Raw genomic sequence first — 25,309 nt, 5'->3', positions numbered from 1 at the left:
ATAAAAGAAATATCTTGTTAGATTTTCTTGGACGGTTGTTAGGCTTCCGGTAACTGCTATAAAAAGGAAGTGCGCATACTTTGCTGCTTGCTAGGAGCAAGGTTTTTACGGGGGCAAAACAGACTGGGTATTTGGCAGCCCAACCGAACATAAGTTATCTGAATCGGTTGCAACCTAACATAATTCATATAATAGCCTTTAATAGCCTTACACTGGCCCCGTTGTTCAATACATAGAAACACAGGAGAAATCTTTAAGGTACCACAGTCTGTGTACTAAATTGAGTAAGGTGATTTAACCAATAAACCAATAATAAGAGGACAATGCAAATTTCCCTAGGGCAGCCTATGGAGAAAATACCTTGTTTATCTGGACACACTTGATTCGGTTTCCAGCGTCAATAAGTCAATTACCTTTTCTGCACCAGTCGGTCTAACCTTTCCTGCACCGCCAACTTGATCAAAGAACGCAGTAGAAAGAGGCTAAATAAACCCGCTAAGCCAAAGCCAATCACGGCAAAGCGGGCATACACAGTGGATAACAGCACCGTCGCTGACAGCAGGGTAAACCCCGTTAAACAGGCAAAAATTAGACTTTTCAAGGCCAAGTGGATTTTTCGCAACAGGCGATCGCCTTCCGGGGAGCGGGTGGCAAACTGGAGCTCGCCCCGTTCTAATTTGGCGGTTAATTCCTGGAGAAATTGTTGGTTACGGGATGGTCTGTTCAATTGGTCGAGGGCAAATTGTTTAACCTGTTGCACCAGTGCCATGGCCAGGGAACGTTTGGGTTGGGCAACGGTGACGCTTTGGATGAAGGGCTGACTGGCGGCGATTAAATTATAGCGGGGGTCCAAGGCCCGGGCGATGCCATCTAGGGTGGAGATGGATTTTAAAATAAAGGTCATTTGGGGAGGTAAGCGGAAGGGTTGTTGTTGGAACATGGCATAGACCTCTTCCCCCACTTGGTCAAAGGCTTTAATATCAATCGGTTTGTCCCGAAAGTTATCGAGCAAAAAGTTAATAATTCTTTTGACGGGACTGAGATCCCCTTTGGGTTCCACTAAGCCCATATAAATTAAGGCTTCCAACACTTGGTTAGCATCCTTTTTCAGTACAGCAAAAAAGGTTTGTATCATTTGATCTTTGGCAATGATTTTCACCTCCGCCATGGTGCCAAAATCATAAAAAATCAAGTCTCCTTGGCTATCCACCGCCATGTTACCCGGATGGGGATCGGACTGGAAAAAACCGTCAATGAGTAGTTGTTTTAAATAGGCACAAATGCCTGTTTGAATGACTAAATCTAAATCAATGCCAGCGGTTTCTAAGGCTTGGCGATCGTCCACTTTAATGCCTGGTAAATATTCCAGGGTTAAAACCATGCGAGTAGTATATTGCCAATAAATTTCTGGCACTCTGACCCGAGGATAATCAGCAAAATTTTGACGGAATCTCTCTGCGTTTTTTCCTTCGTGGATATAATCAATTTCTAAAAATAGTAGGGAGAAAAATTCTTGATAAATGGCTTCCACTTCATATTTTTGAGCCAGATTTCGGAACCCAGGCAACCATCTTTTCGCCAGCCGTAATGTTTGATGTAGAAGCTCAAAATCTAGATTTAATAAACTGTCTAATCCCGGTCTTTGTACCTTCACCACCACCGCTTCCCCCGTGGGTAATACGGCCCTATGCACTTGGCCTAAACTGGCCGATGCCAGGGGAGTAACCTCAAATTGTTGAAAAACTTCATCGATCGCCCCGTGCAATTCCTCTTCAATCACGGCGATCGCCTGGCGGGAATCAAAGGGAGGTACTCGGTCTTGGAGTTGGGTAAAGGCCTGGATATATTCAGCAGGAATAATGTCGGCCCTGGTGGAAAGGGACTGACCAATTTTGATAAAAGTGGGGCCCAAATAAAGTAATTGTTGCACCAACCATTGGGCCCGACGATAGCGCCGTTGGGCAGACTGGGGAGCCGTGAGTCGGTCCCACCACAAAAAGAACACAAAGGAAAGAAAAACTCTAGTGACCGCCAGTTGTCTGCGCCAGGGCTTACGGGACAAGCCCGACCAACTGAGGGGCCGATCCGCCACCGGTTGCGAAATGACCATCATCAACGGAGGAAAAATTATTCAGTCGCCCCAGACTCCGGAATCATTAAGGTAAAAGTTATTATACTCTGGCCTGGCTGGCTGGAGGGCTTTCCCACAACGCTGATCTTACCATTGAGTTGTTCGATTAAAGTGCGGACAATGGTTAACCCCAACCCCACTCCGGCGATCGCCGAATCAATGGTCCATTGCTCCCGATAAAAGGGATCAAATAAATGTTGGATATTTTGAGCATCTATGGCCACCGTATGATTGCTAAAAGTGCATTTAACCTTTTTTTTTAATTCCATTGCAGTGTGATCGCATTGTTCTACGGTGACAACAATAGGACTGTCAGCCACAGCAAATTTTTGTGCATTAGCTAACAGTTCCTGGAAAATTTGCCGCAAATATTTATCGTCGGCGGCCACGGAATTAATTTCATGGTCGTAATGGAGTTCTATTTTGTGATTATCTTTGCTCAAGGGAGTGGCGTCTTCAATCATCTCCTTTAGTAAGGAAATCATCTCTAAGTTTTGTATTTCTAACTGGTTACCCTCTTGCTTGAGTTGTTTTAATTGTAAAATTTTGCTGTTAATATCATTAAGTTTATGCCACGCTTGATCGATGATTTCTAGCCTTTGCTCTAGCTTTTCTGGAGTGGGGGGAGTGGCTCGCAAAGTTGCAACTACCATGCGAATGGTGGCCAGGGGATTGCGGGTCTGGTCACTCATGATGGTAATGATATTGTTAATTAATTTCTCATTCCATTGTTTTTGTTGTTCTAATTGCCGATGGCTGGCTTCATACCAGATTTTTAAAATCGGGCTTTCTTCAAAAAAATTGCGGGAGGAATGGGGCGTGCTGATGGGGTCAAATTCAGCAAGATTGACAGAAGATAAATCCTGCAGCAATTCATTGTTCGGCAACTCAATTCCTGATAATAATTGGTTAATCACCCCTAAATCATCCTGAAGCTTTTGTAAAGGAAATTGCCGCTTTTTTTGAACCGATTTTTCCTTAACTGGGCAACTATGCGCCGTTAGAATTAGCCCATTTTCCCGTCCTTGGAAAAACGTTTTAACCCCCTCTACCCTGGGGCAAGGTAAATGAAAAAGTTCTTGCCACAATGGCCATTCTTCCGTCGTTAAAGTTGATCCTTGACCGTTGGCGATCGCCTCCAGAGTATGGGGAGGGCAATCCTGCCAAAAATCTTCACTGGGCCAACGGCCATGTTTGCCGGCCAAGGACCAAAACCAAGGCTGGGCCTGCCCCACTATCCATACCACCACCTCCGACTGTAGGGCCAGAGCTAACTTATGAGCCAGCAAAACAGGCACCGGCTCGTTCCCTGGAGGAAGACAAACGAGATCAATGAGGGACTTGCCAAGGGAAGCAAAGTGGTTTGCCATTCGTACAATCAACAAATTGGGTAACTTTCGCGCACCAGCTAACTCCCCAGGATATGGGTAAAAATCCGCTTCTGACCCCAGTATAATTCCCTAAATGTGAGGAGCAATATGGTATGTTGAGGGGCAACGGCAATAGGTCAAGGTAGGGAAAATCGGTGTCCACACCAAAGATTTTGGCAGTAGTTAACGGCAAGGGCGGCGTTGGCAAAACCACAACCGCAGTTAACTTGGCCGCAATTTTAGCGGAAAAGAGATCAGTACTTTTGGTAGATGCGGACCCCCAGGGCTCTGCCAGTTGGTGGGTGGAACGCAGTGGTGACAAGATGGGTTTCCATCTCAGTCAAGAAAATAATCCCCAGGCATTGAAAAATTTACCCCAGGTAGGCGACTACCAAATTATCGTGGTGGACACGCCCCCGGCCCTCCGCTCTGAGGCTTTGAGGACGGTCATTGGGCTAGCTGATTACCTAGTGTTGCCCACACCCCCAGCTCCCATGGATTTGACGGCATTGATCGATACAGTAAAAAGCGCTGTTAATCCCCTACGGGTGGCCCATCGGGTGCTGTTGACTAAGGTGGACTCCCGCAGTCTGAATGAAACATTAGAAGCCCAGAATACCCTCTTGGAACTGGGTATTCCTGCTTACCACGCCTTCGTGCGGAGTTATAAAGCCCATGAGCGGTCTGTGTTGGACGGTATGGCCATTACCCAATGGAAGGGCAAACATGCTAAGGAGGCCCAATCGGATTATCGACGGGTGGCGGACGAACTTTTGCGAGAATTACTCTAGGCCTGGGGGCCCGTTAATCAACATTGGCCCAGTTTATTTCCTTAGCCCAAACCCATAGTTTGATCATTAATTTTTATATTTCTAGATTTTCCCTTTGCCATGGCCAGAAAAAGCTTATCGGATCTCCTCAAACAAGAAGTTAAAGCCCAATCTCAACCGGAGGTAAAGGCTGAGATTTCCCCTGCTCCCGAGCCCACTCCAGAGACCTCTATCCCTGAACCCACAGCAGATCTGGCCCAGCTCAAAGCCCAGTTAGATAATATTAAGGCAGCACTGCAAGCAGAAAAAAGCCAAGGGGAAAAACTTAAGGAGCAGTTACAACAGTTAAACGATCGCCAACGGCAAGAAAAAAAGGCTCAGGAAAAGGTTAAACAACTGGAACAAAGTTTAAAACAAGAACAGGCTCGGGTGAAAAAACTCCAGAACGAAGTGCAATTGGTGGAGAAGTTACAAACGGAACTGACGGAAGAAAAAAATTTGGTGGGCAAACTGTACAGCAAAATTCAGGATTTGGAAGAGGACTTAACTCCCCCAACCAGCACCGCCCTCACCACCCTGCCCCGAGCCATGCCGGCCCGTTATGTGGCCCCCAAACAACCCCCCACCCATTTGAGCGATGAAGACATTGGCTGGTTTGATTAACTGAAAGCGAAATTCTTACCTACCACTAAGGGGCGATCGCCAAAATGGCCCTGGAAAATGAAAATTTTTCTTCCCATGGGCTAGGATCGGTTGCCATGGGTTCGCTGTTGTTCAGCTAACCACCTGGGATCAATGGCAAAGACAACACACCGATTCAAGTTAAGTCAGTGGTTATGAGAAACGCTTTAACTATTTTTGCTTTACTTCTTTCCAGCACCGGCATTTTTGTTTCCTTGGCTAGGGAGGAGTTGCGCTGTCGAGTGGGGCTTAGCAGTACCGAATGTCCCCCGGCGATCGCCCGGCCGGAGAATAATGCTCCCCAGAATGGTGGTGCCAAATTGGTCAATTCTGAGTTGCGTCCCACCACGTCCACCGCAGACAAGTCCGATAAGACCCCTGGCCCGGCCGCTGAAACTGCCAAAGTACTGGAAACGGAAACCACTGGGGCGATCGGTGAGAATCTGCTTCCCGCTGGGGAAAGTCATGGAGAACCACCTTCCGACCCTACCGAAATACCTTCTTCGCCTCCTCTTCATAGCCCCCTTGGTAAACCCATGGAGCAAAAAGCTGTGGACACGGCCATTATCAGCAATCCTGCTCCGAAAAAGGCTTTACCCAGTGAAGCTCCCATTGCTCCGCCCGCTAGTAAAAATCCGGCAGAAGATCACCTCATTCAGGTCATTCCGGTGGAAGGGGCCGCCATTCCCGTAGCTCCAGGTCCCCAGGAATAGAATCTAAGATCTGGCAAAGGGGAAAGAGCCCTGTCTTTACCCCCTTTATTGCCGAGCTTTGCGGTAATCTGGCTAATTTGCCCAGCAATGTAGTTCAAACTAGTTACTTAAAACTATAAAAATCATTAGTCAAGAATAAAAAGCCAATGATTTAGGGCCTTGGCCCTTTAAAAGCTCTTATAATGGTTTGCGCCTTGAAATTATTTTGTTTTCCTTTAGTCCCTGCGCATGCCTCGAATACTGATCATTGACGACGACCCGGCAATTTCTGATTTAGTCTCCATTAACCTGGAAATGGCGGGCTACGATGTCCAACAAGCAGTGGATGGCATTAAGGGTCAAGCGTTGGCGGTGCAACTGCAACCGGATTTGATCATGTTGGACTTGATGCTGCCCAAGGTGGATGGGTTTACGGTCTGTCAACGGTTACGCCGGGATGAACGCACGGCCGATATTCCGGTGCTGATGCTAACGGCGTTGGGTCAGATCCAGGATAAAATTCAAGGCTTTGACTCCGGGGCCGACGACTACCTCACTAAGCCCTTCGATGTGGAGGAAATGTTAGCCCGGGTGAGGGCCCTACTGCGGCGCACTGATCGCATTCCCCAGGCGGCGAAACACTCAGAAATTCTCAACCAGGGGCCCCTGACCTTGGTACCGGAAAGATTTGAGGCAATTTGGTTTGGCAAAAGTATTAAGTTGACCCATTTGGAGTTTGAGTTGCTCCACTGTTTGTTGCAACGCCATGGGCAAACGGTTTCCCCCAGCGACATTTTGCGGGAAGTGTGGGGCTATGAACCAGATGATGATATTGAAACCATTCGGGTGCACATTCGCCACCTCCGCACCAAGTTGGAACCCAACCCCCGTCGGCCTCGCTTCATTAAAACGGTGTATGGAGCGGGCTATTGTTTAGAACTGTCAACGGAGGAAGGGGGCGGCAATCCAGCGTAGGTTTTAGTTTCCAAGTTTCCAGCCCATTGTCAGATTGATTTGCCCTAGATTTGAATGTTTACCATGGCCGTCACTGATTTAAGTTTGACTAATTCTTCCCTGATGCCGACGTTGAACCCAATGATTCAACAGCTAGCCCTGGCGATCGCCGCTAGTTGGCAGGGTTTATCCCTCAAGCCCTATGCGTTACCGGAGGATTTGGGCTACGTAGAAGGGCGACTGGAAGGGGAAAAGTTGGTGATTGAAAATCGGTGCTACCAAACGCCCCAGTTCCGCAAAATGCATTTGGAGTTGGCCAAGGTGGGCAAGGGACTGGATATTCTCCATTGTGTGATGTTTCCCGAGCCCCTATACGGTCTGCCCCTATTTGGCTGTGACATTGTGGCGGGGCCAGCGGGGGTGAGTGCGGCCATTGCCGATCTATCCCCCACCCAAGGCGATCGCCAATTGCCTGAAGCGTACCAAGAAGCATTGGCGGAATTAGGCCAACCAGAATTTGAGCAACAACGAGAATTGCCTCCCTGGGGAGAAATATTTTCTGAGTATTGTTTATTTATCCGCCCCAGCAATGACACTGAAGAAGAACGGTTTGTGCAACGGGTAGCGGATTTTTTGCAAATTCACTGCCACCAAGCAACGGTTGCTGCACCTTTGTCTAAGACTCAAACGTCGGAACACCGTCAGGGACAAATTCATTACTGCCAACAACAACAGAAAAATGATAAAACCCGTCGGGTACTGGAAAAAGCCTTTGGGGATGCCTGGGCGGAAAGATATATGAGCGAGGTGTTATTTGATGTTATTCAGTAAGGAATAAAGTCTTCGTTACTACGTTGGCGTGGATTTAAATTAAATGTAGGGTAGGGTTAATTTTTAGTGGTCAAAGTAGCTGTCGCAGTCAGTTCTGCTTAGCCTCAATTTTGTTACCCTGACCCAAATCTCGCTGCAGTTATTTCAATTTGCGAACCAACTATGGCCTACTGGTTATTTCAAGGCAATCCTAAGTACTATCGCATTCTTCAGGCCATTGAAGAGCAAGAGGAATTGCCCTGGTTAGTAACCCGTTATGGCAAGGAAATTCAGGTTGGCGATCGGGCTTTGGTCTGGATGGCCGGGCCAGAAGCGGGGATTTATGCCATTGCCGAAGTAACTAAGCCACCGGAAATTCAAACAGAGCTACCAGATAAGCAATATTGGCTCATGCCTGACCAGGCTAAGTTAGATAAACCGAGGGTAGAACTCAGATTTCTACGTAAATTGCTGGGACAACCCCTCCGCCGCCACGAACTTAAACAGGATCAGATTCTACGAGATTTGCTGGTTATTCGAGCTCCCAACAGCACCAACTTTCGGGTTACAGAGGAGCAATGGCAACGGGTTTATAGTCTCAAAGGTTGAGTCGGGGAAATCTGAAGTAAATCTAAAGAATATCGATGCTGTAGCCAAGTTTTCTTTCCCCTGGGGAGAGTGTTGGTTAGAATCTGACGGTGACTGGGGTTTTTCTCCCCGCCCTTGCCCCTATTGTTGAGGTTGCAGATCAAAACTATGGCTGAGTCTATTCTCCCCAATGCCATTCGCTCCCAAAGTCAACCCCATGCTTTTGTCCAGGTTCAGGTCTGGATTCGTCGGCTGGTGTGGAAAATTGTTATTGCCACAGTGCTATTGATGGCGGTGGGCAGTGCCACCAGGGTAATGAATGCGGGGCTGGCCTGTCCTGATTGGCCTCTGTGCTATGGTCAGTGGATCCCCAGTCAACAAATGAATTTACAGGTATTTTTAGAATGGTTCCACCGTTTGGATGCCGCTTTGATTGGTTTTAGCACCCTAATTTTGGTTGGTTTGAGCTGGTGGTTCCGTCGGGTTTTGCCCAGTTGGTTGCCCTGGGCTACCTTGGGATCCCTGGCGCTGATTTTGGTGCAGGGATTGTTGGGCGGGCTGACGGTGATTGAACTGCTACGGTTTGACATTGTGACGGCCCATTTGGGGACAGCTATGGCTTTTTTGGGCTCTTTGGTGATCATTGGCCTCTGCCTGATGCCCTACCAAAGCAATCAAACAGCCGGTAAGTTAAGACCGGTGGCCCTAGCTAGCACCACTATCATTTATCTGCAATGTTTACTAGGGGGATTGGTGGGCTCCCAGTGGGCAGCCCATCAGTGTTTGGCGATCGCCGGCACGCAATTTTGCCAAGTGTTGCATAGTCATCTGTTGGGGGTTTTACCCACGGCTTTAGGGGTGGCTATGACCTATTGGTGTACCAGGCGCACTCCGGCCCTGAACCCTTTCCTACGCCAGTTGGGCAATGGAGCCCTGGCCCTGTTGGGGGGACAGATCCTATTGGGGGTTGCTACGCTAAAACTCCATTTACAAATTGAACCCCTAACCGTAGCCCACCATACAGTGGGAATTTGTCTCTGGGCTACCCTATTGGCGATCGCCGTTTTGGCAGTGCGAGACCATCGACCGACGACCCCCATTACAGCCTGATGGCAAAAATATTCAAATCTTTCTGGGGAGGGAAGTTCCTGCTGTTGCGGTCAATCTAACTGCCATTTTTTGTCCAGTTTGGGAAGACTCGCTTAAAATTCAAGAAAAATTTTTGCTCTTCCCCCTGCTTACCCTTTCTTTTGATTCTCTATGGTTACTTCGACAAAAATTCATCGCCAACACGATTCCATGGGGGCGGTGTGCAAAAGTTATTACCAGTTAACCAAACCGAGAATTATTCCCCTCTTGCTGATTACCACCGCCGCTTCCATGTGGATTGCCTCGGAAGGTCGGGTGGATTTACCCAAATTGTTCATCACCCTATTGGGGGGAACCCTTGCCGCTGCGTCGGCCCAAACCCTGAACTGTATTTACGACCAAGACATTGATTATGAGATGCTCCGCACCAGGGCCAGGCCCATCCCGGCCGGAAAAGTCCAACCCCGCCATGCATTGATTTTCGCCCTAGTTTTGGGGGTACTCTCATTTACTCTTTTTGCTGCCTTCATCAATGTGCTCAGCGGTTGCTTAGCGTTGTCCGGCATCGTCTTTTACATGCTGATCTATACCCATTGGCTGAAACGACACACTGCCCAAAACATTGTCATTGGTGGCGCAGCGGGCTCCATTCCCCCCTTGGTGGGTTGGGCCGCCGTTACGGGGGATTTAAGCTGGACTCCCTGGGTGCTGTTTGCGCTGATTTTTCTCTGGACTCCCCCCCACTTTTGGGCCCTAGCCTTGATGATCAAGGATGATTATGCCCAGGTGAATGTGCCCATGTTGCCAGTGATTGCGGGGGAAGAAAAAACCGTCAGCCAAATTTGGTACTATTCCCTTTTGGTGGTGCCCTTCAGCCTATTACTGGTCTATCCCCTCCACCAGTTGGGCATCCTTTATCTGGCGATCGCCATGGTTTTGGGCGGACAATTTCTGGTCAAAGCTTGGCAACTCAAGCAGGCTCCCGGCGATCGGGACTTAGCCCGGGGATTATTCAAGTTCTCCATTTTTTACCTCATGTTGCTCTGCCTGGCCATGGTGATTGACAGTTTGCCCGTCACCCATCAGTTAGTGGCCCAAATGGAAACTTTGCTGTTGGGTTAAAGTTTAAGATCATGGCTTGGGTTTGGTTTAACCCAAGGCTCTGCTGACTTGTTTGCGTCCTACTCCTTCTCCCTTTCCCCCATGTGTCTAGCCTTGCCCGGCCAGGTTGTCAGTTTAACTCCCCATCCTGATCCCCTCTTGCTGGCGGGAAAAGTTAGTTTTGGTGGCATCATTAAAACCGTTAGCCTCGCCTACGTGCCCGAGGTTAAGGTGGGGGATTACGTCATTGTCCATGTAGGCTTTGCCATTAGCATTGTGGATGAAGTGGCCGCCCAGGAAACTTTGACCGATTTGGCGGAAATGGGCATCTAATATCCGGGGTAACAAAACAAATACTCAACTAGTCGATCCTATAGAACTTTTGGGAGCCAAAAGTAATGTACGGGCCAGACCCCAAAAACAAGCACCCCATGGTGGGATTTCCCCAGGTTTGTTTTATTAAAAATACGGTTTCTAATCCCAATATCATCATTGGAGACTACACCTATTACGATGATCCCGAAGATTCAGAAAATTTTGAGCGCAATGTTCTTTACCATTTTCCCTTCGTTGGCGATCGCCTAATTATTGGCAAGTTCTGCGCCCTAGCCAGGGGCGTAAAATTTATTATGAATGGGGCTAACCATGCCATGGAAGGGTTTTCCACCTACCCCTTTGCAATTTTTGCCAATGGTTGGCAAACGGTGGCACCAGAGGAAGAACCGCCCCACAAAGGGGATACGGTCATTGGCAACGACGTCTGGATCGGCTATGAAACAGTGATTATGCCAGGGGTACAGGTGGGAGACGGGGCCATTATTGCCGCCAAATCCGTTGTTACCAAGGACGTGTTGCCCTACACCGTTGTGGGGGGAAATCCCGCCCGCTTGCTCCGTCAACGCTTCACAGACGAAGTGATTGAGGCCTTGCTAGCCATTGCTTGGTGGCATTGGGACATTGGCAAAATTACCCGCAATCTCGATAAAATTGTCGCCGCTGACATTGAAGCTCTAAGAACTTGTATTTAGAAAGGGTTTAACTAAAGCCCCTGCCCGTAAATTTTGGCAAAAAGAGACAACCTCCAGCCTTATTCAGTAACGCAATTCCACAGGTAGGGTAAAACTTGGCGATCGCTGTATCGCCGTTTTCCTCCCAACTGCAAAATAGATAGGGCCAAATCCTTGACCTAACCGTTACATTCAAACAAACGAATGAAGAAAAAAGTCACCATTTTTAGGCCATAGGGAGACTTCCACCAAATGGCCGGGAAGCTACCCACCGGAGCGTTGAGGGAAAAATCCCATTGGTCATATTCCTCAAAACGAAGCTTTCCTTCCTGCACCCAACCCACTTCTTGGGCAAAGGCCCCCATCACTTTACGGTCTTGGGTCCGGAGAGTATCAGTGTTACCGCCTACCTTTTGATAGGCTTCCAATTGACGGCTAAAACCGAAGCGATCATCGCTATAGGTCCGCCACAGGCGATCAATTACCGTTAAAACCGTACAGGGCAGAGCAGACAAAGTTTCCGGGCTCAGATTATCCCGATTACGATTGAGGGTTTCGAGGATAATGCGGGTGGTTTCGTGGTCCGCTCTTTTGAAGTCCTTGGCCATCAAACATTCCTGTAACTTGCCATAGCGCTCAATGTCTGGGATTAAGGTCAGTTTGCTTTCCAGGTTTTCCACCCGTTGGCTGAGGCTCTGGACTTGGCTAGCCAAATTCTGACATTGGTGGGCCAGTTCGGCATAATTCTGCTCATTAGAATCTGGGATGATGGAATCGGCCATAAATGTTGCTTAGTCACTCCAATCAGAGTGTTTGATATTGCAGGCAATAGATTAATTTTCTCAAATTTCTCAGATTTCTTCCATTTCCAAACGCCCCGCCGTCACCGCATCAAAGGCAAAGGCCAATACTACAGGCATGGGATTTCTGAGCAAAAAAGCAGAACCGATCGCCAAAGCAGAAACAGCCACAGCGGCGGTTAACCAAGCTTTTTCCTCTTCGCAAAGACCTTTTTCTAGTTTAATGGCGCGGAGAATTTTGCCAGGAATTGGCTCCGGCATGACAGCTCCAGGGGGAAAAGCCCAATAGTAATTGAGTCTTTCCATGAACAAATCTGTCCAACCGTTGGCTTCACACCATTCTTCAATCCAAGCGTCACAAAAATGTCTCATTTTTAGGTATTTATGCTTACCTTATACTCAACAGAAAAGCCACCATGGGACTAGAAACCCAGCTTTCCCGCCATCTTAGCAAGGGTATTTGGAGGGAAAGGAAAATGCCATAAAACTTAACTTTGTTTAACTCAAGTTAATGGTCTGGAAACCAGGACAGCTCTGCAAACTGCTTTAAAAAGGCCCCACTCAAATCAACAGAAAAATTGCCGAAATCCCTTGAAATTAGGACGTTGGTAGGAGTAATTAAAAGTTTATCCACGGGCTTGAGAACCTGTTGGGGAAATTGAGTTCTGGCAATCAAATCTCCCTAACTCTCCTTGACAATAGTGTTTTAATCTTCCCTAGCTCTTCTTGGTAAGCGAAAAAATCTTGAGGTCAATTAAGGACTACCGCGCCATGTTTGTAGTTGTTCCCAGGTTTCCCGTTGACTAACAATATTTTCCTGGGCGGAGAAAAGGGCCAAGGCCGTTTCCAGGTCAGCCATGGCTTGGCTTTGATCGCCTAATTGCCAATAAATTTTTCCCCTGGCTTTGTAGGCCTCCGCCAATTGGGGGTTTAGGGCAATGGCCTGGCTATGGTCGGCGATCGCCCCTTGGTAATCAGCTATCCTGGCCCTGGCAATACCCCGATTAAAATAGGCATCGGCATAGCTTGGGTCCAGCAAAATTAATTCCGTAAAAATGGCGATCGCCCCCCGGTAGTTTTTTTTGATGCCCTCATCCATGCCATCAATTAGCCTTTCCTCCAGGGGATGGTCACCCATCAAGGGTAGGGAACGATCACTGTCCACCATGTCTTGGGCCGGCAGGGGCAGGGGAAAAACCAATGACAATGCTCCCACCACAGCGACGGAGAAGAGGGAGCGGCCTAGGCAATAACCATGGTTAACCATAGGATTTATCTATGCCAACAGTCTGGCTTTCGGGTACTTCCTGGCGAGGGTGTGCTAGCTTTAGCTAAAGTTAACCCCATACCTAATCAATTTCTAGATTTTTTTAACATAAATCTTCCCTTAGCGAGAAGCCATGCGCGCCCTATTAATCTATCCGTTGTTTCCCCCTACTTTCTGGTCCTACGAGAAAATTCTGGAGCTAGTGGGTCGGAAGGTTTTATTACCTCCCCTCGGGTTGATCACCGTGGCGGGTATTCTCCCCCAGGAATGGGAGTTTAAGCTGGTGGACCGCAATGTCCGCAATGTAAGAGAAGATGAGTGGGACTGGGCAGACGTGGTCATCATCTCCGGCATGATCGTGCAACGGGATGACATGGTGGAAAATATCAAAGCCGCCAAAGCCCACGGAAAATTGGTAGCCGTAGGGGGGCCCTTTGCGACTTCGGTGCCCGATGAAGTAAAAAATGCCGGGGCGGATTTTCTGATTTTGGATGAGGGGGAAATAACCCTACCCATGTTCGTAGAGGCCCTAGAGCGGGGAGAACGCCAAGGCATTATCCGGGCGGAAGAAAAACCCGATGTCACCACCACCCCCATTCCCCGTTACGACCTGTTGGAATTGGACGCCTACGATTCCATGTCGGTGCAGTTTTCCCGGGGTTGCCCCTTCCAGTGTGAATTCTGTGACATCATTGTGCTCTACGGTCGCAAGCCCCGCACCAAAGACCCGGCCCAGCTACTTAAGGAATTGGATTATCTTTATGAGTTGGGTTGGCGGCGATCGGTGTTTATGGTGGATGACAACTTCATCGGCAATAAACGCAATGTGAAATTATTGCTGAAGGAACTCAAGGTTTGGCAGGCGGAGCATAAATATCCTTTCCGTTTCAACACTGAAGCTTCCATCGACTTGGCCGATGACCAAGAAATGATGGATTTAATGGTGGAATGTTACTTTGATGCGGTGTTCCTCGGTATTGAAACCCCCGACGAAGAAAGCTTGGAGTTCACCAAAAAATTCCAAAATACCCGTAATTCCCTGGCGGATTCCGTCGATAAAATCATCAAGGCTGGTCTCCGACCCATGGCGGGCTTCATCATTGGCTTTGATGGGGAAAAACAGGGCGCTGGCGATCGCATTGTCCGCTTTGCCGAACAGACTGCCATTCCCACCACTACCTTTGCCATGCTCCAGGCTTTGCCCAATACGGCGCTGTGGCACCGACTGAAACGGGAAAATCGTCTACTGGATGAGAGCAAGGGCAATATTAACCAGACCACGTTAATGAACTTTGTCCCCACCCGGCCCTTGGAAGATATTGCCAATGAATACGTGGAAGCCTTTTGGGAGTTATATGATCCCCACGGTTATCTAGACCGCAACTACCGTTGTTTCCTCAAATTGGGTGCGCCTAAATGTAAAGCCCCAGCTAAGTTGCCCAGTTTGGTTGATCTGAAAGCTTTGGCGATCGTGGTTTGGCGTCAAGGCTTTAAACGGGATACCCGGTGGCGTTTTTGGCACCATGCCTTTGGTATTCTTCGCCATAATCCAGCCGTGTTTGAGCATTACATCACCCTCTGCGCCCATAACGAACATTTCATGCAATATCGGGAAATTGTCCGGCAAGAAATTGGCGAACAGTTAAAGGATTACCTTAACAACCAGCAACAGGAGCAAGCCGTCCCCTCCCTTGTGACAACGGCAGAAAAAGGGGAAAAAGTTTTGGCAAGTTAGTTCCTCCGCTCTGTCTAAAATACACAGCAAGCAATATAGACCTAGTATCCAATGGCAACCGATGGAGATACTAGGTTTTTTCTGCTCATTTCCTTTATGGGGTGGGCTGTTGTTCCAAATAAGCTAAAAATTCAATCAACTGTTCATCGGACAGTAACTGGCGGGATCGTTTGCCGTAGGTTTGCAGCAGATAATTGCGTCCCTGTTCACTGGTCCAGCCCAATCGTTTGAGCTCTAGGTTACTGCGGGCAATAATTTCTGAAAAGTCCATGGGTCCTTCGGGTAAATCCGTTGCTTCCGCGCTGGCCATGGCGGGCTCAGAAAGCTCTGGTTCGGTTTCTACAGGCAGAGGTAGAGGTAATTCAGGAGTCTCCGGCGATTGCTTGGGGGCAAAGTCAAGTTGGGGTTCAGGGTCAACGGGAGGATGCTCTTCCGGTTGCTCAAAGGAAGTATTTGCCATTGCCGGGAGCGGGGCAGGTTCTTCCAAGGGCAATACTGGGTCGGGGCTGGGGGGAAAGGAAACGACTGGACTGGTTACAGTTTGGGCCGGAGCGGCGATCGCCTCTACAACCGGAGGTTTAGCGGGGACGGGGGCAGGGGCAACATTTTTACTGCTCTGCTTGGAAGATTTGGTCTCTTTTTTGCTCGGGGAAGCCTGGGAAGATTGCTGGGCTGGGCCGGTTTCGGCGACTCCCTTCTCCGGTTTATCCGCCTTTGGAGTAAATTCCGTCGGCGACCCATGGGGTAAATCAAGGCTGGCGATCGCCCTTTCCTTGGCCAAGTCTTCGGCGGCTTCCAGGGGACATTGGGCCGCTAGGGCCGTGGCTACCACAATGCCTTCTAGGGTGATGCTGGCTTGGACGATGTATAATCCCCGATCAATTTCGAGCAGGTCACAGCAGAGACTGCCCTGGGGATAATGTTGACGGAAAAGGGAAATCAGGCTGGACATTGGCATCTGGTTGCGGAGGGCCGTCCCCCATGGTAACAGAGTAACTTTGCCTTTCTGTTCATTGTCTTGGGGAAAAACTGGCCTCCGGCGATCGCCAACTTTGGCGGGATTGCCCCTAAAGGTTAAGATGGAGGTTTGTGAATTGCTCCACAAGCTAAACAAACTTCATATTGGAAAAATTACAGTCATGGCAAAGCGAGTCAAGGTCGTTTTAAACGAAACTATCAATAAACTAGGCTTCACCGGCGATTTAGTGGAAGTGGCCCCCGGTTATGCCCGCAACTATCTCATTCCCAAAGGTCTGGGAGTAGTGGCCACCCCCGGTATTTTGCGCCAGGTGGAACAAAGACGCCTCAAGGAATTGGAACGGCTCAAAGCAGAAAAAGATGCCGCCGAAGCCCGCAAAGTCGCTCTGGAAACCATTGGTCGTTTTGTGATCAAAAAACAAGTAGGGGAAGCGGAAGCCATTTTTGGTACCGTTACCACCCAGGAAGTGGCCGATGCAGTGGAAGCCGCCACCAACCAAAGTCTCGATCGCCGGGGCATCAGTCTGCCGGACATCCACAAAACTGGTTTTTACCAAGCCCAAATCAAATTGCACCCCGAAGTTATCGCTACGGTGGAAGTGCAAGTTGCTCCCCTATAAACCAGTCGGCCCTCGCTGATCAACTGGGGGCAAGCTGGATAGATTTTTGTCAATGCTCCCCCCTGACCCAGGAAAATTCTGGGATCGATATTGGGGGAGTTTTAGTTTGTCAACGCAGTTAATCCAGGCCCCAGCCTAGGACGAAGCAAAGACAGGAATGCCCAGCATCAATACAATAGATTAAGTTTCTGAGTGGTGGTCCTGGCCACCTTGACCAATCGTTCCTAACCTATGGCCCCTGTAATCGAAAAAAATCCAACTGTTGCCAAGGTAAATGCTTCCCCCACCGGGATGTGGATTATGGCAGGCATTATTTCCCTGGTGATATTGGCAGTGGCATTATTTAGCTTTATGAACTTTGATCCCTATGTGAACCAGGTGCTCGCCCTTAATGGAGATGCAGATAGGGGCCGGGCTATTTTCCAAGCCAATTGCGTGGTTTGCCATGGCATCCAAGCTGACGGTTACATTGGCCCTAGTCTTTGGGGGGTGTCCCAACGGCGATCCCAGGGCCACATCATTCACCAGGTAGTTAGTGGTCAAACGCCTCCCATGCCCCAGTTTGAACCCAATCCCCAGGAAATGGCGGATTTATTGGATTACCTTAAAACCCTCTGAGACGAGGGGGACAGATTTGTTTAGATAGAAGTCTGTGGCTATCTTTTCATCACCACTACAAATCAGCCCGCAGGGTATTGATCCCCGCTGAGCAAGAGTTAGCCCTATTTTCAAATAACCCAAGCCTTGCAGTTCTAAGCCGAGGTGGGGTTTTCTGCCAACAATTGACTAACCACTGCCCCGAGGCCGACGGAATTGGATGCTTTGAACAGGAGGCGATCGCCTGGTTGAAGGGTCGTTTTTAGGGCCGCCACTAAACTAGGTCCATCGCTGAAGGATTGGGTCTCTACACCATTTGCCCCTGCGGCAATGGCATCGGTATTAGGGTCATTGGCCAATAGGTAAAGACCGTCTAAACCTAAGGCTTTCACCTTGGCCCCCACCCGTTGGTGGAATGTCGGGCCATAATCCCCCAGTTCTTTCATTGCCCCTAGCACCGCTAAACGTCTTTTTCCAGGGGTATTGGCCAATAAATCCAACGCTGCCAACATGGATTCTAACCCTGCGTTATAGGTTTCATCCAACAGCACCACGTCCTGCCCCCATTGATAACGACGGGCCCGACCCTTGGGTAACTCCACCGTCAGCCCCGACTGTAACCGTTGCCAATCCAACCCTAAACACTGGGCCACGGCGATCGCCGCTAGGTAATTAGAAGCATTGTGGACACCAGCCAAGGGCAAAGGCAAACTAACTCCATCGAGGATTAAATTTTCACCATCAACCGTTCCTCGCACATTTCCCCCCTGCAGTCCGTAGGTAATGGTTTTTCCCTGCCAAAATCGTTGGGCTGTCTCCATTAACAAAGCATTGTCTTGATTGAGGATGGCCGTGCTCTGGGGTGGTTGATGGGCCAGCAATTCACACTTGGCCTCGGCGATCGCCAACTCCGATCCCAAAAGACCAATGTGGGCTGTGCCAACGTTGGTAATTAAACCGATGGTGGGCTGGGCAATGTCCGCCAACAGGGCAATTTGTCCCCGACCCCGCATGGCCATTTCCACAATGGCAAAATCATGGTCTGGGGATAGTTCCAACAAAGTTTTCGGTACCCCAATTTCATTGTTGTAATTAGCTTTGGTTTTATGCACATGGCCAAACTGGGACAGCACCGCCGCAATTAACTCTTTGGTGGTGGTCTTACCCACAGAACCGGTCACCCCAATGATGGGAATTGTAAACCGTTGCCGCCATCCCGCCGCTATGCGCTGATAGGCCACCAATGTATCTTCCACCAAAAATTGAGCCACCGTCTCCCCTAATCCCTCCACTGGCCGATCCGTCACCACGGCGATCGCCCCCGCCGCCCCGGCCTGGGGAATAAAATTGTGGCCATCAAAACTTTCTCCCCGTAAGGCGAGAAATAAATCCCCTGGCACCAAAGCCCTTGTATCGGTGCAAATATTATTTATCCGTATATCCGCGGAAAGATTGGTAACAGACAATAAGCAACTTTCTAGGAATGTACGGATGTCAAATAGGGAAAGTTTGGAGTTCATAGGAAAGAATAAGAGTGGGGAATGTGGTGGAGGAAAACTGGGTTAGAATTGACTCAGAAGTGTTAAGTCATTGCCAATTTTTATCTGTGATCTAGATCACTTACCATGGGTGCCTTCATCACTTACATTGGAAGAGAAATAGATATAAAACAGTTAGAAACCGACAATGTCTAGTAACAAGGTTCCGGTTTCATCCCAATGGGATCAGGGTGTATCTTACCATCCACAGCGATGCCTGATTAAATGCCCAGAGTATCGTTGACCTTATCTTATGATTTCGTTTTCATTATCAGTTTTCCCTACCCCCAATCTGCCCCCTTTTTACCAAGGAGGGTTGCCACTGTGAACCACAATCACCTCCACACCAACGACTCTGATAAAATGAACGACGAGCAGGCAATTTACGATTATCTGCTTAACTTGGTCCAGTCCGTGGAAGGGGACCAAGTACTAGAGGCGGTAGGGGGCCTTTTCTTGAGTGGACAAGGTGGCTCTCAAGGGCAAATTTCTACCCACTTAGAAAAAGTAATTAGAGTTAAAAATAACACTGAAGACTTCAACTACTTTTTTAACCGTTGCTGTTATATTCTGATCAACTATTGGCAACTTTCCCCCCCAACCCAGCGATTCATTCCCCAACTGGTAAATATGGTGGAAAAAGCGGTGGCTAATATTAGTCCTGGGGGCAATACAAAAGGAAACATCCGCCAACTAGTTAAAAATTTTACCCTCAGTGAACAATTTGTCCGGCTGAAAAGATTGGCTACCGTTGTCACTGCCAAGTTTGAAACTAAATCCAGCTCCGTTGGCACCCTCATCCACCGCTATCCCTATCTGTATGATTATTGCCTCATGGGGGACGATAGCAGTCGGGAACACCGCCAAACCATACACCGCATCAAAGCTCAAAATGAGCGTAAGTTTGAAATTAACCTTTCCCAGTACGTCACCTATCGGGTGCGCATGGCCAGAACCAATAAAGCTGGACTAATCTTGCCGGACAAGGAATTGATCAAGCCAGTGAAAAACCCTACCCTACTGAGCGATCAGGATCTAAATAGTTCCCTCAAACATTTTGTCGGTGCAGTGGAAAACGGTCAGAGTTACCAATCCCTCTCGAAAAGTTTCCGCAACCATGTGGCCTATACCCAATCCTTTGGCACTTTTAAGGACGAACTTTACGAATATATCCGGGGTTCCCTACAGGATAAGTATAAACAAGGAAGTTTTGATAAGAAACTATTTGACCTATTCCAAAATGCCTATCCGGAATGCAACCAACAGAAACCCACGGAATTTTTAATGATGCGGACTTCTAGTCAGTTGCTCAACTTTTTAGTAGTGGAAGGCAGTAAAAATCCGGATCACTATGTCTTTATTGATCTAATTTCCAATATTGGCGTGAAGAAGACCATTGGAGTATTACTCAAAATTGTACTTTTCTGCTCTAAGGTGAAGCCTTATTTGGAAAAACGTTTTTCAATTTTGTTTAATCACTATGAGTCGGTGGCCCGGGAGGGGGTGCCTTGGCTGGTGAAAACCTTGGAAAATATGCAAGTTGCGTTTAGTATTCATTTTGGCCGGGTGGACCTTTCCAGTCTCAACCGCTCTAATTTATCTACTTAGAAGATTTTCCTTCACCAAAAAAAAGGAATCCAGCCCATTGGCCGCATTCCCAGATGTTTACTTCAGTTTTAGTTAATGGTTGGGCAACTTCCCCCAGGGCTCAGCTATGGTTAATTGCTGACCAATTATGGGTTGAAAATGACCCATTAACTTAGGTTTAAACTTTTTTCAGGGAGCCAAAGGTGCGGTAGCCATTCTCCGGATCATACAAATGACATTGGCTACTAATTTGTTGCATTAACTTCAAGTTAAAGGTGCGCTCGTAGAGAAAAGGTCCCCAGTTTTCTTTTAAACTTGCGTGGGCTAGACGTAGGTTATAGGAAGGAATGGCCACGGAGAGGTGATGGGGAATGTGCACGTTAATGTCATGGCAGAGCGCTTCTACCCAGCGGGGATAGTCACAATGGACAGTGCCGTTTAACTGGGCTTCTGCGGCGCTCCAATCGGCGATGGGACGGAAACGAATTTCTGGAATGGTGTGGTGCACAATGGTAAATGTGCTCATCCAGAAGTGGTACACGAGCCAGGGCATTAACCAAAACTTGACAAAGCCCCACACCCCTGTGGTCGCAATTAGGGCGGGAAAGGCGATCGCCGCAAAGAGAAAGACAACGGCGATGGATAGTTTGACTTTATTGCGGTCCCGTTCGGCAAAGTTGCTGAGTTTAAAATGCATTAAGCCCCAGTGGAAAATGGAACCAGTCCACCAAAAAGGCCCCCGGATGGCTCGGTAAAAAAGCCTGACGATCGCCGGGCTGGCTTGGAAAGCTTCCACGCTCCAAGGATCCCAGGCGTTATCAACCTCAACTTTGTTGGTGTGGAGGTGATGGTGGTCGTGGAGCAGACGCCAGCTATGGAAAGGATAAATTAGGGGCGCAAAGGCGATGTGGCCCACTAAGTCATTGACCCAGCGTTTTTTGGCGAAGGAGCGATGGCCACAGTCATGGCCGACAACGAAAGCCCCCGTTAAGGCTGTCCCCGTCCAAATCCAAGTGATGGGTAGCAGGTACCAGGGCAGATAGATAATACCCAAATAGCCCACGGCGATCGCCCCTAGGGTGATCAAAACAGAAGCCCAGGCTTTGCTCGCTTTTTTTTCGAAGCATTCCTTGGGCAGGGTTTTAATGATGTCTTGTAGTTTTAGATCCGCAATCGGGCGATCGGGATTGCTGGGCGTTGCCGTTGGCATCAACGGGGGAATCGTGGCAGTCATTTATAAAGGTTTATCTCCAAATGGAAGGTCGGGTAGATTTTTGTTTAAGGATTCATGGGCTATGAAGCGGCCAAGGTTTGCCTTGCCTAGGAATTAATACTCAGGTAAACAAACTTTTCTTTTTATAGCACGTTGCCATTGACCAGGAACCGAATTGCTTCTGAAGTAAGCCATGATTACCTGGTCTGCAACTAACAATTGAAGATTAATCTGCCTTAACTCTGCCACTGGATTTGCAACCGTTGGGGAAATTGGCGATCGCCGTGGAGCACTACCCCCCGGTCATTGGCAGCCAGATGGCGGACGATTTTATACACCGTTTCCACCTGCTCCGGAGCCTGTACTTTGGTGGCCAAAGCTTCTAGGGCAATGGGCCCCGATTCTGTCTGCAAAGTGGAGAGAATCGCTTTTTGCAATTCCAAAATGGAGGCGGCCGCTTTTTTGCCCGCTTCCACCCCTGGTTGATGGTAGGCGTTAACGTTCACCAGGGAACCATAGAAACTCACCGCCCGTTCATACAGAGCAATCAAAGCTCCAATACTGGTGGCATCCACCTGGGGAATGGTGACGGTAATGGAGTCCCGTTGATTTTCAAACAAGGCTTGCCTGGTGCCCTGCAAAAATCCTGATAAATAATCCCCACTGGTTACCCCCGGCTCCAACTCTATGGATGGCCCTTGGCGATCGTGCAATACCTCAATAAAAGTAGCAAAAAAGTTGGGCACCCCATCCCGCAACTGCTGGACGTAGGCATGTTGATCCGTGGAGCCCTTATTGCCATAGACTGCAATACCCTGGTGCACCACCTTGCCATCCAAATCCCGTTCCTTACCCAGGGATTCCATCACCAACTGCTGTAAATAACGGCTAAACAACAACAGCCTGTCTTTGTAGGGCAGAATCACCATATCTTTTTTCCCTTGCCCATCCCCAGCGTAGTACCAAGCCAAAGCCAATAGGGCCGCCGGATTTTGTTTTAATTCCCTCACCCTAGTGGCTTCATCCATGGTTTTAGCCCCATCGAGCATGGCCTGAATATCAATCCCCTGGAGGGCCGCCGGTAATAGGCCCACCGCCGATAACTCAGAGGTTCTGCCCCCCACCCAATCCTGCATGGGAAAAGCTTGTAACCATTGTTCTGTCTGGGCCTGCTGGGAAAGTTTACTGCCAGGCATAGTCACCGCCACAGCATAATCGGCAAAATGCAAGCCCTGGGCTTCAAATACTGCTTTAGTTTCCGCCAAGCCATTGCGGGGTTCAGGGGTGCCACCGGATTTACTAGTGGTGATTACTAAGGTACTTTTCAGTTTGTCTTGGGCCTTTAAACAGTTCAGCACCCGGTCAATACCGTCTGGGTCGGAGTTATCGATGAAGTGAATGGCCAAGGGCGGGAAATCCGGGGCTAGGGCCTGGGCCACAAACTGAGGCCCTAGGGCTGAACCACCAATGCCGATCGCCAACAGGTCGGTGAATTTGGGGACAGTGGGAGGTTTAACCGTCCCTTGGTGAACAGCAGCGGCAAAGGCTTTAATTTGCTGTAGGGGTTCGGTAATTTCAGCCCGGATAGCATCGTTGGGGGCCAGGGCCGGATTGCGTAGCCAGTAATGCCCCACCATGCGTTGTTCATCCGGATTGGCGATCGCCCCTTTTTCCAGGGCCACCATATCTTGAAAAGCTTTGGCAAACTTGGGTTGCAAATCTTCTACCAAAGCATCACTAAACCCCATGCGGCTCACATCCAGGTAAAAATCGAGGCCACCATGGTAATAAAGCCAGTCTTGATAACGTTGCCAAAGTTGTTGGTTATTCATCGAAAAAATGGGTCTGAAACCCCGCCCTTGAGGACGGCCTTGCGTTCACATCTTAAGGCAATTAGAAAGATTTGATTAAACAGGAAAAAACATCCGGCCAAAAATTGAGGCTTTTCAAACCTCCTCTCATTCCATCGCTGTTGCAGTTACCGGGGCAAGATTAAAGGGTGCCCCCCAAAAATTCCTCAATTTCCCGATCGCCTAAACGACATAAAACCGGTTCTCGGCCAGTTTCCGAGCAAGAACGATAATCCCCTTCCCAGTCCTGTTCTGACTGCTGTTTTTGTAAGGTTTTGACCTCTTGCTCCAGCAGTTCAATACGTTCCAACAAAAGCCGAATTACCTTACCTTCCGAGTCCGGTAGCTTGCCATGCTCCAAGGGATTAACCTTTTCCCCCGAGGGATGAACCATGCGCCCTGGCACCCCCACCACGGTAAAATCCGCCGGCACATCCCGCAACACCACCGAACCGGCCCCAATACGGGCATTGTCGCCAATCAAAATATTGCCCAACACCTTGGCCCCGGCCCCCACCACCACGTTTTCCCCTAGGGTGGGATGACGTTTACCGGTTTCCTTGCCCGTTCCCCCCAGGGTGACCCCCTGGTAGATCAAAGCATAATCCCCAATGATGGCTGTTTCTCCAATCACTACCCCCATGCCATGGTCAATGAAAACCCCTTGGCCAATCTGGGCCCCAGGATGGATCTCAATGCCAGTGAAAAATCGAGCAAATTGGGACATTAACCGGGGGAAAAACGGTAGTCCCAAAGTATAAAGACGGTGGGAAAAACGGTGAACAACCAGGGCTTGTAAACCGGGGTAACAAAAAAGCACCTCCAACCAATTGCGAGCGGCGGGATCTCGCTCAAAAATAATTCGGAAGTCAGCAATCAGTGAATTTAGCACCCAGTCAGTTCCTACCTAAAGCATTCATTTAGCGTTTTTAGAAATTTTCCCCGTATTTATGTCTAGTTATGCCCAGCTCCTTAACTAGATTAACGGGAACCCCGATAAATCCGCTCCGCCTGTTCCATTGGTAAATGGCTAAACCCCGGTAAGGCAGAAAGTTTTCCCTGGGAGGGTTGGGGGGAGGGCTTAGCCCCCGGGGGCTGACTACCGGGAACTTTAAAAGAATTGTAGGAAGTTAACGGACAATTGGGATGTAAATTGAATTCTGGCTCTAGATAGGAAAGACGGCTCTGGGGGGCAACAAAATCATGGAGTACCCCATCGTAGGCCAACACCTGTCCGCTTTCAATGCGGTAAATCCAGCCATGGAGGGATAAATTACCCTTGTGCAAAAGGGAATGGACGGCGGGGTACGTTTGGAGATTTTTTAACTGGGTAAGAATATTTTCCGCCACCATAATTTCGACCAGTTCTTCCCCTTCCAGATGCTCATAGTTATCCAATACCAGGCGCCGGGTAGCTTCTGTATGCTTGAGCCAGTCGTACACCAGCGGCATTTTTTCCTGGAGGGAATTAAGTTTGAGCAGACCCTTCATTGCTCCACAATGGGAATGGCCACAAACAATGATTTGATTGATTCCCAAGGCTACCAGGGCGTATTCCATGGCGGCCCCTTCCCCACCGTTGGCCGCTCCGTAGGGGGGAATAATGTTGCCAGCATTACGGATGACGAATAAATCCCCCACTTCCGATTGGGTAATTAGGTTGGGATCTACCCGGGAGTCGGAACAACAAATGAAGAGGATGCGGGGATGTTGGCCATGGGAAAGTTGCTCAAAGAGGTCACGGTGGGAACTAAAATAACCCTCCTGAAATTTTTGCAGTCCCTCGATGAGTCTTTTCATGCGATCGCCGTTGATGGAATTCCAGCCTCCCATTGTATCATTGAAGACTTGCGGCAGGGAGCCTAGGACGGCGGGGCAATTTGCCTGGGATAGGGGTCAACACTCCGGCCATGGTTAGGTCTCAATGACTC

25 protein-coding genes are annotated in these 25,309 nt (G+C 48.9%); 14 read left to right on the top strand and 11 right to left on the bottom strand.

Annotated features, from left to right (window positions below; all coding sequences use genetic code 11):
* Positions 1 to 409: 409 nt before the first annotated feature.
* Both H6G45_RS03285 and H6G45_RS03280 read right to left on the bottom strand, forming a co-directional pair.
* Positions 410 to 2,113 carry an AarF/ABC1/UbiB kinase family protein gene (locus tag H6G45_RS03285; RefSeq protein WP_190596578.1) on the bottom strand — a complete coding sequence of 568 codons (1,704 nt, stop codon included), beginning with the start codon at positions 2,111 to 2,113 and terminating at the stop codon, positions 410 to 412.
* A gap of 14 nt (positions 2,114 to 2,127) precedes the next feature.
* Complete coding sequence (locus tag H6G45_RS03280; RefSeq protein WP_190596576.1) at positions 2,128 to 3,501, bottom strand: HAMP domain-containing sensor histidine kinase; 1,374 nt, start codon at positions 3,499 to 3,501, stop codon at positions 2,128 to 2,130.
* 155 nt (positions 3,502 to 3,656) lie between these two features.
* On the opposite strand from H6G45_RS03280, the gene H6G45_RS03275 reads away from it, so the two are divergent.
* The 10 genes from H6G45_RS03275 to H6G45_RS03230 all read left to right on the top strand — a co-directional run bounded on the left by H6G45_RS03275 (position 3,657) and on the right by H6G45_RS03230 (position 11,214).
* Entirely contained in the window at positions 3,657 to 4,292 is a 636-nt protein-coding gene (locus tag H6G45_RS03275) for a ParA family protein (protein ID WP_190596574.1), read from the top strand.
* 99 nt (positions 4,293 to 4,391) lie between these two features.
* Positions 4,392 to 4,934, top strand: coding sequence for a hypothetical protein (locus H6G45_RS03270; RefSeq protein ID WP_190596572.1), 543 nt, complete (start codon positions 4,392 to 4,394; stop codon positions 4,932 to 4,934).
* A gap of 173 nt (positions 4,935 to 5,107) precedes the next feature.
* Entirely contained in the window at positions 5,108 to 5,665 is a 558-nt protein-coding gene (locus H6G45_RS03265; protein WP_199309549.1) for a hypothetical protein, read from the top strand.
* Positions 5,666 to 5,893: 228 nt separating this feature from the next.
* Entirely contained in the window at positions 5,894 to 6,619 is a 726-nt protein-coding gene (rpaA, locus tag H6G45_RS03260; RefSeq protein ID WP_190596568.1) for a two component system response regulator RpaA, read from the top strand.
* Positions 6,620 to 6,682: 63 nt separating this feature from the next.
* Entirely contained in the window at positions 6,683 to 7,429 is a 747-nt protein-coding gene (locus H6G45_RS03255) for a phycocyanobilin:ferredoxin oxidoreductase (RefSeq protein ID WP_190596566.1), read from the top strand.
* Positions 7,430 to 7,591: 162 nt separating this feature from the next.
* Entirely contained in the window at positions 7,592 to 8,017 is a 426-nt protein-coding gene (locus H6G45_RS03250) for an EVE domain-containing protein (RefSeq protein ID WP_190596564.1), read from the top strand.
* A gap of 147 nt (positions 8,018 to 8,164) precedes the next feature.
* Positions 8,165 to 9,106, top strand: coding sequence for a heme A synthase (locus H6G45_RS03245; RefSeq protein ID WP_190596562.1), 942 nt, complete (start codon positions 8,165 to 8,167; stop codon positions 9,104 to 9,106).
* 150 nt (positions 9,107 to 9,256) lie between these two features.
* The gene (locus H6G45_RS03240; RefSeq protein WP_190596560.1) at positions 9,257 to 10,207 is read left to right on the top strand and encodes a heme o synthase; all 951 of its coding nucleotides are present in this window, start codon (positions 9,257 to 9,259) and stop codon (positions 10,205 to 10,207) included.
* 81 nt (positions 10,208 to 10,288) lie between these two features.
* Entirely contained in the window at positions 10,289 to 10,519 is a 231-nt protein-coding gene (locus H6G45_RS03235) for a HypC/HybG/HupF family hydrogenase formation chaperone (protein WP_190596558.1), read from the top strand.
* Positions 10,520 to 10,584: 65 nt separating this feature from the next.
* Entirely contained in the window at positions 10,585 to 11,214 is a 630-nt protein-coding gene (locus H6G45_RS03230; protein ID WP_190596556.1) for a Vat family streptogramin A O-acetyltransferase, read from the top strand.
* A gap of 158 nt (positions 11,215 to 11,372) precedes the next feature.
* Here H6G45_RS03230 and H6G45_RS03225 read toward each other — a convergent pair whose 3' ends face one another.
* The 3 genes from H6G45_RS03225 to H6G45_RS03215 form a co-directional block, all read right to left on the bottom strand.
* Positions 11,373 to 11,975, bottom strand: a complete 603-nt coding sequence (locus H6G45_RS03225; RefSeq protein WP_190596554.1) for a GUN4 domain-containing protein — start codon at positions 11,973 to 11,975, stop codon at positions 11,373 to 11,375.
* 69 nt (positions 11,976 to 12,044) lie between these two features.
* Complete coding sequence (locus tag H6G45_RS03220; protein ID WP_162328734.1) at positions 12,045 to 12,365, bottom strand: hypothetical protein; 321 nt, start codon at positions 12,363 to 12,365, stop codon at positions 12,045 to 12,047.
* A 382-nt stretch (positions 12,366 to 12,747) separates the two neighbouring features.
* The gene (locus H6G45_RS03215; RefSeq protein WP_190596552.1) at positions 12,748 to 13,260 is read right to left on the bottom strand and encodes a tetratricopeptide repeat protein; all 513 of its coding nucleotides are present in this window, start codon (positions 13,258 to 13,260) and stop codon (positions 12,748 to 12,750) included.
* Positions 13,261 to 13,393: 133 nt separating this feature from the next.
* Here H6G45_RS03215 and H6G45_RS03210 point away from each other — a divergent pair, with 133 nt between their 5' ends.
* Positions 13,394 to 14,995, top strand: coding sequence for a B12-binding domain-containing radical SAM protein (locus H6G45_RS03210; RefSeq protein ID WP_190596550.1), 1,602 nt, complete (start codon positions 13,394 to 13,396; stop codon positions 14,993 to 14,995).
* Positions 14,996 to 15,089: 94 nt separating this feature from the next.
* Here the strand turns inward: H6G45_RS03210 and H6G45_RS03205 are convergent, their stop codons facing one another.
* A complete protein-coding gene (locus H6G45_RS03205; RefSeq protein WP_190596610.1) occupies positions 15,090 to 15,953 on the bottom strand; it encodes a hypothetical protein in 864 nt (287 codons plus the stop codon).
* 181 nt (positions 15,954 to 16,134) lie between these two features.
* On the opposite strand from H6G45_RS03205, the gene rplI reads away from it, so the two are divergent.
* Positions 16,135 to 16,593: a 50S ribosomal protein L9 gene (gene rplI, locus H6G45_RS03200; RefSeq protein WP_010872796.1), complete on the top strand. Its 459-nt coding sequence runs from the start codon at positions 16,135 to 16,137 to the stop codon at positions 16,591 to 16,593.
* 231 nt (positions 16,594 to 16,824) lie between these two features.
* On the top strand, positions 16,825 to 17,211 hold the full coding sequence (locus tag H6G45_RS03195; RefSeq protein WP_190596548.1) for a cytochrome c: 387 nt from the start codon (positions 16,825 to 16,827) through the stop codon (positions 17,209 to 17,211).
* A gap of 134 nt (positions 17,212 to 17,345) precedes the next feature.
* Here H6G45_RS03195 and murF read toward each other — a convergent pair whose 3' ends face one another.
* On the bottom strand, positions 17,346 to 18,710 hold the full coding sequence (gene murF, locus H6G45_RS03190; RefSeq protein ID WP_190596546.1) for a UDP-N-acetylmuramoyl-tripeptide--D-alanyl-D-alanine ligase: 1,365 nt from the start codon (positions 18,708 to 18,710) through the stop codon (positions 17,346 to 17,348).
* 243 nt (positions 18,711 to 18,953) lie between these two features.
* Between murF and H6G45_RS03185 the strand changes: the two genes are divergently transcribed.
* Complete coding sequence (locus H6G45_RS03185) at positions 18,954 to 20,336, top strand: hypothetical protein (RefSeq protein WP_190596544.1); 1,383 nt, start codon at positions 18,954 to 18,956, stop codon at positions 20,334 to 20,336.
* 157 nt (positions 20,337 to 20,493) lie between these two features.
* On the opposite strand, the gene H6G45_RS03180 is transcribed toward H6G45_RS03185, so the two are convergent.
* The 4 genes from H6G45_RS03180 to H6G45_RS03165 form a co-directional block, all read right to left on the bottom strand.
* Positions 20,494 to 21,549, bottom strand: a complete 1,056-nt coding sequence (locus H6G45_RS03180; RefSeq protein ID WP_190596542.1) for a fatty acid desaturase — start codon at positions 21,547 to 21,549, stop codon at positions 20,494 to 20,496.
* Positions 21,550 to 21,764: 215 nt separating this feature from the next.
* A complete protein-coding gene (locus H6G45_RS03175; protein WP_190596540.1) occupies positions 21,765 to 23,360 on the bottom strand; it encodes a glucose-6-phosphate isomerase in 1,596 nt (531 codons plus the stop codon).
* Between the two features lie 160 nt (positions 23,361 to 23,520).
* On the bottom strand, positions 23,521 to 24,270 hold the full coding sequence (gene cysE, locus H6G45_RS03170; RefSeq protein ID WP_190596539.1) for a serine O-acetyltransferase: 750 nt from the start codon (positions 24,268 to 24,270) through the stop codon (positions 23,521 to 23,523).
* 89 nt (positions 24,271 to 24,359) lie between these two features.
* Complete coding sequence (locus H6G45_RS03165) at positions 24,360 to 25,178, bottom strand: carbonic anhydrase (RefSeq protein ID WP_190596607.1); 819 nt, start codon at positions 25,176 to 25,178, stop codon at positions 24,360 to 24,362.
* Between the last annotated feature and the right edge of the window lie 131 nt (positions 25,179 to 25,309).

The organism is Synechocystis sp. FACHB-383 (assembly GCF_014698605.1).
Taxonomy (GTDB): Bacteria; Cyanobacteriota; Cyanobacteriia; order Cyanobacteriales; family Microcystaceae; genus Synechocystis; species Synechocystis salina.
Note: the sequence above shows the minus strand (reverse complement) of the source record. Positions and strands in the feature narration are given on the sequence as shown.

What these genes read in the sequence shown, in the direction of transcription:
- H6G45_RS03250 (WP_190596564.1), top strand. Translation starts at nt 7,592, where the DNA reads ATGGCCTACTGGTTATTTCAAGGCAATCCTAAGTACTATCGCATTCTT.
- H6G45_RS03215 (WP_190596552.1), bottom strand. Translation starts at nt 13,260, where the DNA reads ATGGTTAACCATGGTTATTGCCTAGGCCGCTCCCTCTTCTCCGTCGCT.
- H6G45_RS03280 (WP_190596576.1), bottom strand. Translation starts at nt 3,501, where the DNA reads ATGGCAAACCACTTTGCTTCCCTTGGCAAGTCCCTCATTGATCTCGTT.
- H6G45_RS03180 (WP_190596542.1), bottom strand. Translation starts at nt 21,549, where the DNA reads ATGACTGCCACGATTCCCCCGTTGATGCCAACGGCAACGCCCAGCAAT.
- H6G45_RS03165 (WP_190596607.1), bottom strand. Translation starts at nt 25,178, where the DNA reads ATGAAAAGACTCATCGAGGGACTGCAAAAATTTCAGGAGGGTTATTTT.
- rplI (WP_010872796.1), top strand. Translation starts at nt 16,135, where the DNA reads ATGGCAAAGCGAGTCAAGGTCGTTTTAAACGAAACTATCAATAAACTA.
- H6G45_RS03240 (WP_190596560.1), top strand. Translation starts at nt 9,257, where the DNA reads ATGGTTACTTCGACAAAAATTCATCGCCAACACGATTCCATGGGGGCG.
- murF (WP_190596546.1), bottom strand. Translation starts at nt 18,710, where the DNA reads ATGAACTCCAAACTTTCCCTATTTGACATCCGTACATTCCTAGAAAGT.
- H6G45_RS03255 (WP_190596566.1), top strand. Translation starts at nt 6,683, where the DNA reads ATGGCCGTCACTGATTTAAGTTTGACTAATTCTTCCCTGATGCCGACG.
- rpaA (WP_190596568.1), top strand. Translation starts at nt 5,894, where the DNA reads ATGCCTCGAATACTGATCATTGACGACGACCCGGCAATTTCTGATTTA.
- H6G45_RS03175 (WP_190596540.1), bottom strand. Translation starts at nt 23,360, where the DNA reads ATGAATAACCAACAACTTTGGCAACGTTATCAAGACTGGCTTTATTAC.
- H6G45_RS03205 (WP_190596610.1), bottom strand. Translation starts at nt 15,953, where the DNA reads ATGCCAATGTCCAGCCTGATTTCCCTTTTCCGTCAACATTATCCCCAG.
- H6G45_RS03210 (WP_190596550.1), top strand. Translation starts at nt 13,394, where the DNA reads ATGCGCGCCCTATTAATCTATCCGTTGTTTCCCCCTACTTTCTGGTCC.
- H6G45_RS03220 (WP_162328734.1), bottom strand. Translation starts at nt 12,365, where the DNA reads ATGAGACATTTTTGTGACGCTTGGATTGAAGAATGGTGTGAAGCCAAC.
- H6G45_RS03225 (WP_190596554.1), bottom strand. Translation starts at nt 11,975, where the DNA reads ATGGCCGATTCCATCATCCCAGATTCTAATGAGCAGAATTATGCCGAA.
- H6G45_RS03195 (WP_190596548.1), top strand. Translation starts at nt 16,825, where the DNA reads ATGGCCCCTGTAATCGAAAAAAATCCAACTGTTGCCAAGGTAAATGCT.
- H6G45_RS03230 (WP_190596556.1), top strand. Translation starts at nt 10,585, where the DNA reads ATGTACGGGCCAGACCCCAAAAACAAGCACCCCATGGTGGGATTTCCC.
- H6G45_RS03185 (WP_190596544.1), top strand. Translation starts at nt 18,954, where the DNA reads ATGCCCAGAGTATCGTTGACCTTATCTTATGATTTCGTTTTCATTATC.
- H6G45_RS03270 (WP_190596572.1), top strand. Translation starts at nt 4,392, where the DNA reads ATGGCCAGAAAAAGCTTATCGGATCTCCTCAAACAAGAAGTTAAAGCC.
- H6G45_RS03245 (WP_190596562.1), top strand. Translation starts at nt 8,165, where the DNA reads ATGGCTGAGTCTATTCTCCCCAATGCCATTCGCTCCCAAAGTCAACCC.
- H6G45_RS03285 (WP_190596578.1), bottom strand. Translation starts at nt 2,113, where the DNA reads ATGATGGTCATTTCGCAACCGGTGGCGGATCGGCCCCTCAGTTGGTCG.
- H6G45_RS03235 (WP_190596558.1), top strand. Translation starts at nt 10,289, where the DNA reads ATGTGTCTAGCCTTGCCCGGCCAGGTTGTCAGTTTAACTCCCCATCCT.
- H6G45_RS03265 (WP_199309549.1), top strand. Translation starts at nt 5,108, where the DNA reads ATGAGAAACGCTTTAACTATTTTTGCTTTACTTCTTTCCAGCACCGGC.